A 6,562-nucleotide genomic window follows, 5' to 3' on the forward strand; every position below is an offset into this window, starting at 1 on the left:
CTTTCTTTCAACCACGCGGTTTCGGCGGCAATTGCTGGTTTTGCTGGTAGTCTTTGACGGCATGCGCCACACACCGTTTCATTTCAGTGATGTCGAGGACGCTTTCGGCAAATTCCTTGCGTACTAATTCGTCTGGTAAATATTCGTCATACTTGTCAAAGAACGGCACTTCGTTGGGGTAAACCAGGTCAAGCGGCGGAAAATCCTTCGCCGCTTCTTCAGCAAGTACCTGAAAGAATTCGTCTGCATCCGCATCCATCGCAAATTCCATAAAGTACGGCCGCGACGAATTAAAGCCCCGCAGGTTTAGCCGGTCTGCACACTTAATCCGCAACAAACGTTCCAACGCTAAAAAGGCGTAAGAACCCGTCCACGGGAAAAACGCCCACATCTTACCGCCAAGGTTAATCAATTGCTGGCCAGGCAAGCCTGCCCGTTCACCAAGATCACGGGTTTCGGTCAACCGGGCCTTCGCGTTGGGCATCAGGTAAGGATACATTTGTTTTTCAGCAAGCACCTTCCGCATCCGCCAAAGAATTTTCGGTTGAATATCACCAGCCACTTCCCCAAAGTAGGCCGGGATTTGGCCCTTCACCCCATGGACGTAGACCTGGTGACGCTTACGGTCAATATCTTCGACAACCCACACTTTCCCGGCAATCGCTACCTTATCGCCAACCGGGGGTGGTGCAACGATTGTCCCGAGTTCCTCCGACCCAGCGTGGACGCTGAATTCAATATTTTCCTTAAAGACGGCGTAGAACTTGAAGTTATTGACCACCCGTTCACCAGCCAGGCCAACGATCAGCCCACCGTGTGGTGTCTGCTCGAGGTGGTCGCTAGCGATGAGGTGTTTCAAGAGGGTCTTGTAGTCCGCCTGGGACACGTTACGGAAGTAAGACAATGACAACACCCGGGAAGCCAGCTCAGCCGGAGTCATCTCGCCACCAGCACGGAGGGTGCTCATCGTCTGGTGGTAGAGCAGGCTGTATGGCAGCCGGTTCGGTGCCGGTGGTTCAACCCATCGTTCTTCAATGTAAAGCTGAACAAGCGCAATTCCCTGCAACAGCGACCACGGGATGAGGTCCGGCAACATGGCTCGCGATTCAGGGTGTTCCTCCCTCATTACAAAGTGCATCTCTGGGGGGGTGCCTCGCCGACCGGTTCTGCCCATCCGTTGAAGGAAACCAGACACGGTAAACGGTGCTTCCAGTTGAAAGGCGCTCTCCAATTTGCCAATGTCGATCCCTAATTCCAGGGTGGCCGTCGCGCAGGTGGTCATATAAGAATCCTCATCCTTCATCGCGTCTTCGGCTGTTTGGCGGTAATCCGGCGAGAGGTTGCCGTGGTGAATGAGGAAGCGGTCGGGTTCGTGGTTATACTCGGCGTATTCCCGTAACTGCTGACAAACCGCTTCGCATTCTTCCCGACTATTGGTAAAGACCAGGCACTTTTTCCCCCGGGTATGCTCAAAAATATACCCAATCCCCGGGTCAGCCAAGGCTGGTGCCTCATCCGTCTTCGGGCCAATCAGTGATTCATCCGTTTGCGGCACGTCCTGGCGTGTTTGCTTGGCCGCATCCCGGCGGAGCTGCAAGTCAGTCTGCTTCGACTGGCGGCCCTGCCCGTTCACTCCGCCCTGAGCGGCATCGGCAATGGCTGCTTGCTGATCCTTAGTCCGATCAGCTGCCTGCGGTCCCTGCTTATAAAACTGCTCCATCGACAACCGCCAAACCTGTCGGCTACCCTTGACTTTAGGCGCGGCTGTCTGGTAGGGACTACCCGCCCCGAGAAACTGGCTGGCCGTCTGCAGGTTACCAATCGTCGCTGATAAACCGATTCGTCGTGGCTGGACACTTGCCAGCCGGCTCAATCGTTCAATCAAGCAGAAGGTTTGCCCGCCGCGATCGCTGCGGAGAAAGGAGTGGAGTTCGTCAATCACGATGAAGCGCAGGTCGCCAAATAGCCGCGGAATATCCATGTGCTTGTTGATCATAAACGATTCCAGCGACTCCGGCGTAATCTGCAGGATCCCCGACGGTTTCTTGATCATCCGCCGTTTCTGAGTTGCCGACACATCCCCGTGCCAGCGCCAGACGTCGATCCCAGTGTTCTCACACAGCTCCGTTAGCCGGTCGTACTGGTCGTTGATCAACGCCTTCAGCGGTGCAATGTAAAGACAACCGATACTGGAACTCGGCTCTTCGTCGAGGGCCGTTAAAATCGGGAAAAAGGCCGCTTCGGTCTTCCCGGAAGCCGTTGAGGCCGACAGCAAGACATTATGGTTAGTGTCAAAAATTTCGTGGGCCGCTGCGACCTGGATCGGGCGCAGTGTCTCCCACCCCTGACGGTAAATATAATCCTGGATAAACGGGGCGTACCGTGAAAAAACGTCCATCTGCTCCTCCTTTCACCAACTGGTCCTAGTCAAGGGTGAACTCGGTATAGTCGCCACCAGCACCCTGCTGGTCCGTCTGTGGTTCCTTGTGGGCATAAGAGAAACGGTCCGAGTTCAGCAAGTCATCAATTTTAGTTGACGGGTTCTGCCACAGGATATCGAGTAGTTCAATAAAGTCGCGGATGACTTCCCGCGGCGTAATGTTGGTTGATGACCCGATCCGGGCATACTCAATCTTGATAAAACGTGCCAACTGCTCATCGGTAATCGTCTGCTGGTAACCATACAGTCCGGCGTGCATGGCCGCCAGTTTTTCGGTTAAGACCAGCATTTCATCAGCAGTCAGTGGTGCCAGCTTAATCACTGGGGCGTACATATCACGAGCATCACTGACGTCAGCAAACTTCCCCTGAGTCAGTCGCGAACGGAGCGCCTCATAGCTGTAGACTCCCCGGCGTTTGTCCTCAATTGCCTGCGGCGTCCCACCCATTAGAATTCCCAAGTACTTGGCCTTGCCCTGGAGGGTATCGTTGTACATTGTCAGAATCTTTTCGTAGTTGTACTGGCGACTAATACTGTTAGGAATTTTAAAGATATTGACGAGTTCGTCGATCATGATAACCAACCCCGCGTAGCCTGCCTGACGGAAGAAGACAGCGAAGAGCTTTAAGTACTCGTACCAGTCACTATCACTAATAATGATGTTCACGCCAAGTTCATTCTTTGCGTCGGTCTTCCGGTCGTATTCGCCACGGAACCACTTAATGACCTTGGCCTTGGTCTCATCATCGTCGTCAAGGTAGGCATGGTAGTACATCTTCAACAGGCGGGCAAAGTCAAAACCGTGCACTAATTCATTGAGTGACGCAATGACAGCATAGATTTGCTGGTCAACCGCCTGACCAAAGGCTGCGGAATCGGCCGGGTCGACCTTCCCGCTGGCGGCCACTTTACTCTGGACCGAGTTTATCCACCGGTCGAGGATTAACGGTAAGGCCCCGCCTTCCGGTCGCGTCTTAGTAGCCATATTTTGGACCAGTTCCCGGTAAGTCGCCAAGCCCTGGCCCTTAGTCCCCTGCAGGCGCCGCTCTGGCGAGAGGTCGCCGTCAACGACTACAAAACCCTTATCCATGATGTAATTACGCATGGTTTGCAGGAGGAAACTCTTCCCGGAACCGTACTTACCAACGATAAAGTGGAAGGAGGCCCCACCGTCAGCGACCACACTAAAGTCGTGCAGGAGGGCCTCAATTTCGGCTTTCCGCCCCACTGTAATGTAAGGCAGGCCAATTCGCGGGACCACCCCACCTTTCAGTGAGTGCAAAATTGTCTGGGCAATCCGCTTTGGTACCCGTCGTTCTTGTTTTGCTGGCATGTTACTCCTCCTTTTTCTTCAATAAGTCCTGAACAGCGGTCAGATAATCCGCGACAATTTGTGGCTGGTCATGGTCATCAAACTCAATCACCGTGTCGCCAATTTCGTCTAATAACTTCTCATTAATTTCATCGGCCACTAAGGACGCCATTAAGAAGTGCTTTTTTAAGCGCTCCGCGTACGGCTGGTGGTTAACCAGCGCTTTCAGGAAAAACCACTCGTCAGCCGTTAACTCTGGCAAGCCATCACCACTTGGTTGTTCAGGCAATGGTTCATCTTCCTTTGTCGCACTTGCCGGTGCTGACAAAGTCTTTTCTGGCACTGGTTGTTCATCCACTTCTTCGTCGGTCAACAGTTGTTCCTGCGTGACCGCCGCGTCATCCCGAATCTTTGCCAGGTGGTCGAGGTGAATTGGCACCTGGTCTAACTTGGCCTGTTGCTGCTGTTGCTGGTAATCACGCAGCCCCTCTTTAATTGCCGCCTTGATCTCGGCGTCCACCTTTCGCTCCTTCAGTGGTCGGCCCACTTGAAAGGCAATACGCGTCGCCCGGTCAAGTTCGCGAAACAACTTCTTTAACCCTGATTTATTAGGCAGCCACGGCGACAAGTCGTTGGAACGATAGAGGCGGCCGGTAATCCGGTAAGCCCGCAACGAATCCAACTGGTAGACACGGTCTTTCTGCAGCCGGTCGTCAAAAATCAACCCTTCAAACAAGACCCCACCAGTACTAGTTGGTAAGACAGTTAGATACTGCTCCACAAAGTCGTAATGTTCTTCCTTTTTAGCTAAAATTCGTTGCCAAACCAGCTTGAAAAGCTCCTCAAAGCGATGCGCGTCATCCTTGTACAGGCGGGCAGTCTGGTAGGCAGTTGTTGCTCCGGCAAATACTCCAAATAGTTCCGCAGCCGAGTACTGGCTGGGATTTAAAACAATGTGCAGTTTTTTATCCTGGGTCAGCTCATCCGGAAAAACTTTTGCCGCTCGCTGGTGGTCCAGACCATAGTAACGAACCATGTCGCGCGGAATTTCTTCCGGCCGTCTCCCAGGAAGAAAGTGGGCCTGATAATGCCGTTGGAATTTGCGCAATAAATCAAAGGCCTGCGCCGGTGACTCGCAGCCGATCAGGTTGACCAGCTCGCTCATGTAAAGCGTCAAATAGCCACCCATGCCGTGCTGAAAACGAGGGTACTTTCCCTGGCGCCACTGGGTTCGTAAGGTGAAGTAAGTCCGCAACTGCCCGTTGGTGAGGCCGTGATAGTCGGGATTGCCCCGGTAAAGTTCCGCAAAGTCTTTATAGTCGTCGGTATAGTCCGACACCATTTGCCCCTGCCGGTAAAAGTTAACCTCCTGCCGGTGAGCTAACGGTACCTGGTAGTTGTAGGATTCCTTCATTTTCCGCAGCTGCAGTGGTAAAACAACAGCTGTTTTTTCCGCCATGTTCGCCGGCCGTCCAGTAATGAATTCCGGTTGGTAATCATCAGTTTGGTCGTCCTGGTCGGTTAAGTTAACGTACTTAATTGGCGCTGTCATACGCTCCTGGGAACGCCAGGCTGAATCAATCAAGTCCTTAATCGTCCGGTCGTTCTTGTCATTCATTAGGACGCCAACCCAACCAGGTTCGTCAGTTAGCGACGGCTTAAAAAAGACGGGAATTTTCATCAGCATCATACTCAGCGAACCACATTTAATCGCGAGCTCGCCATCCGCCTCCGCCATCGCATGGGGGTCATCCTGTTTGTTAGTATAAAACATCAACCAGGGCGTAAAGTCGTTCCGCACTAGCGCGGCCGTCACATCGATCCCGTTTTTGGTCACCGAACTGAGACGTTGGCAATACTTATTAAGTAAGAAACTAGCCAAGCTTGTTTTATTCATCCAGTAGCCCCCTTTCCCCGAATTCACTCATCGTACACGTGTTCGATTTTACCAATTTACGTTAGTTAACGCAATTGGCCCCTTTGTTACAGCAAATAAAAGGCCACGCTGTCTAACATGGCCTTCACTACTATTGTTTATTTACTTTCTATTCGTTGCAAGTAGGCCGTCTGGTCATTTAGTTTCTTGACATAGCCGTTGACTTCATCTTTTTGACCTGCGTTAACATAATAATCGTTTTCTAGTTGGTTGAGAGAAACTGTTTTTGTTTCATAGTGGCCATTCGCTACGCCGCCATCTGTATTAGGCACCCACATTTTATAGGTGACAGTATCCCCATCAACCCGGTAATACAGAAAACTAGTGGGGTCACCATTTGCTGTTAAATAATTATAGCCTGCCACACGGCCACCCATTTTGTTCTCACTCGCCGGGCAGTAACAAAAGGTCTCCGTCCCGATATAATCTTTGAACCAATCTGGTGAAACCAGCAACGCCAACATCACCCCGGCCGTTTTATCATCGACTTTAGTATTGTTAATGGAAGTTGATTCACTGATCTTGGCTGAACCGGAAGAAACCGCGTTCCCTTGTTTCTGCGATGAATTGCTGCGAGTAGTCTGCTTCGTCGTTGTCTCGTGTGATGACGACGACCGCTCTTTATTGTCATGACTTTGACAGCCCACTAATAAGATACAACACAGCAATAATAAGACGGCGCTAACCGTTTTCTTCTTCATTTCCTTCACCTCATCACATTAATAATAGCATATGTGTTGATCGGAAAAGAAGGTACAAAAAAACGTCATGACCATCAAGATCATGACGTTTATTATCGCGTGGCGACGCCCTATCCTCGCAGGGAGCGATCCCCCAACTACTTTTGGCGCGCTGAAGCTTAACTACTGTGTTC

At 51.6% G+C, this 6,562-nt stretch carries 4 protein-coding genes; all 4 read right to left on the reverse strand.

Annotated elements, in window-relative coordinates; translation table 11 throughout:
* Nucleotides 1–7 precede the first annotated feature (7 nt).
* Nucleotides 8–2,398, reverse strand: coding sequence for a DEAD/DEAH box helicase (locus Q0E49_RS04370; RefSeq protein ID WP_295746736.1), 2,391 nt, complete (start codon nt 2,396–2,398; stop codon nt 8–10).
* 25 nt (nt 2,399–2,423) lie between these two features.
* On the reverse strand, nt 2,424–3,773 hold the full coding sequence (locus tag Q0E49_RS04375) for an ATP-binding protein (protein ID WP_295746737.1): 1,350 nt from the start codon (nt 3,771–3,773) through the stop codon (nt 2,424–2,426).
* A gap of 1 nt (nt 3,774) precedes the next feature.
* Nucleotides 3,775–5,649 (reverse strand): TerB N-terminal domain-containing protein, encoded by a 1,875-nt coding sequence (locus Q0E49_RS04380; protein WP_295746738.1) that lies wholly within the window; start codon nt 5,647–5,649, stop codon nt 3,775–3,777.
* A gap of 137 nt (nt 5,650–5,786) precedes the next feature.
* Nucleotides 5,787–6,389: a hypothetical protein gene (locus tag Q0E49_RS04385; RefSeq protein ID WP_295746739.1), complete on the reverse strand. Its 603-nt coding sequence runs from the start codon at nt 6,387–6,389 to the stop codon at nt 5,787–5,789.
* Nucleotides 6,390–6,562: the final 173 nt, after the last annotated feature.

The organism is uncultured Limosilactobacillus sp. (assembly GCF_934202235.1).
Taxonomy (GTDB): domain Bacteria; phylum Bacillota; class Bacilli; order Lactobacillales; family Lactobacillaceae; genus Limosilactobacillus.